This window comes from bacterium (assembly GCA_036524115.1).
In the GTDB taxonomy this organism is placed as follows: Bacteria; JAUVQV01; JAUVQV01; order JAUVQV01; family DATDCY01; genus DATDCY01.
In genome coordinates, this window is record DATDCY010000224.1 from 1 (window position 1) to 1910 (window position 1910).

Consider the following 1910-nt stretch of genomic DNA (forward strand, 5'->3'; position numbering starts at 1 on the left):
GGCGAGCTCCGGGTCGTCCCAGCGGCCGGCCGCCGTCCCGGAGAAGCGCGCCGTGCCCGACGCATCCGGCCGCCCGAGGAACGCCGCGAGCGGTCCCACCGCGACCGTGACGTCGCCCTGAAGCGCGAGCCGGCCGTCGTAGCCGACGGTCCCGCGCGCCTCGCCGCTGACGGGGCCCTTGCCGACCGCGAGCCGCATGGCGCCCGCGCCGTCCGGTCCGAGGACGAACGCGGCCTTGACGCCGCGCAGCGCGAGCTGGCGCTCGCCGCTCCTGACCAGCAGGCCGGCCGCGGAGCAGTCCACCTCGGCGCCGCCGCCGGAGAGATTCACGGCGAGGCGCACGCCGTCGGCGGCGGTCAGCCGCCCGGCGCGGTCGAGCAGCTCGGCGTGCCCGTCGACCACCTCGAGGATCCGCAGCGGGAACGGCGGTTTGAGCAGACCCCGCAGGCGCGCGACGAGCGCAGCCGCGACGTCCGTCTGCGACTCGGGCGCCGGGGCGAGGGCCGCGGCGCGCACGAAGAGGCGCGGCCGCACGAGCACGACCCGCCCCAGCCGCTCGCCGCGGAAGAACATCGCGTAGAGGTTGAACGATATCGCCACGTCGTCGGCGGTCAGCACCCACGGCTCGCCCGGGCGCTGCAGCGTCACGCGCCCGAGCGAGACCCCGGGCGGGAACCAGCGGCCGCGCAGGTCGGTGGTCTGGAACTGCGCGCCGAATTCCGCCGCGAGACGCTCGCGCAGGTAGTTCGCGGCGCTCTCGCGCAGCAGGTCCCCCTGCGTGCGCACGAGAAGCGCCGCCGCGACGGCGAGCGCGAGCAGGCACCCGGAGACGACGACCCAGGGCCGGACGCGGCGCATGCGCTGTGGCCCGCCGCCTAGCCCCCGTAGACGTCGGGGCGCCGGTCGCGCAGGAAGCTCCACTCCTCGCGCACGGCGCGCACGGCGCCGGGGTCCACGTCGACGAGCACCGCGCCGTCGTGCATGCCGCTGGGGGGCAGGACGAACTCCCCCTCCGGGTCGATGCAGACGCTGCGCCCGTAGAAATCCAGCCGCTGCTCGTGGCCGACGCGGTTGACGCGGAAGACGTAGAGGTTGTTCACGATGGCGTTGGCGGCGAGCACCGTCTCCCAGCGGCGCGTCGTGGCGAACGCGGCCGCGTTCGGGGCGAAGACCAGCTCGGCGCCGGCGAGCGCCAGATGCCGGGTGCCCTCGGGGAAGAAGTTGTCCCAGCAGATCTGCACGCCGAAGCGCAGCCCCTGGCTCTCGAACACCGGAAAGCCCCCGTCGCCCGGCTGGAAGTAGAACGATTCCTCCCAGAGCGGCAGCGTCGGCACGTGCACCTTGCGGTAGCGGCCGAGCAGCCCCCCCTCGGGGCCGACGACCATCGCCGTGTTGTAGCAGGCGCCGTCGGCCGCCCGCTCGAACAGCGGGCACACGAGCGTCGCGCCGAACTCGGCGGCCAGCGGCCGCAGCGCCGCGAGCGTCGGGCCGTCCTCGCCCTCGGCGAGCGCGCGGTGGCGCTCGTCGCGCTCGCGCGGGAACCAGTCGTTCGCCGGCAGCTGCTGGAAGCAGATCACCCGCGCCCCGCGCTCCGCCGCCATGCGCCCGAGCGCGGCGGCCTTGGCGAGGTTGCGCTCCCGGTCCTCCCCGCAGGCCATCTGGATGCCCGCGACCTTCACTGTGCCCATGTCCCCTCCCCCGCCCCCTCGAGCGCCTTCGCCCGATCATACATGCGCCGGGAGGGCTCCTCCTGGCCGAGCCCGGCGAGCGCGTCGCCGAGGCCGCGCCACGCCGCCGCCGCCTGTGGGTCGATCGTCGTCACCCGCTCGAAGTGCGCGCGCGCCCGCTCCCAGGCCTGCTCGCGCAGCGCGGCGCGGCCGAGCTCGAGGCCCATCTCGCGCACCGCGAGG

Annotated in this window: 3 protein-coding genes; all 3 read right to left on the minus strand. The window is 75.9% G+C overall.

The features are described from left to right. A partial coding sequence (locus tag VI078_10965) for a hypothetical protein (GenBank protein ID HEY5999801.1) occupies nt 1-858 on the minus strand: 858 nt, incomplete at its 3' end. 17 nt (nt 859-875) lie between these two features. After that, the gene (locus VI078_10970) at nt 876-1688 is read right to left on the minus strand and encodes a nitrilase-related carbon-nitrogen hydrolase (protein HEY5999802.1); all 813 of its coding nucleotides are present in this window, start codon (nt 1686-1688) and stop codon (nt 876-878) included. Further along, nucleotides 1676-1910, minus strand: a 235-nt coding sequence (locus VI078_10975; GenBank protein ID HEY5999803.1) for a tetratricopeptide repeat protein, incomplete at its 5' end; no start/stop codon positions are given. The genes VI078_10970 and VI078_10975, both read right to left, overlap by 13 nt.

Coding starts and splice junctions, on each gene's coding strand:
- VI078_10970 (HEY5999802.1), bottom strand. CDS start 1,688: ATGGGCACAGTGAAGGTCGCGGGCATCCAGATGGCCTGCGGGGAGGAC.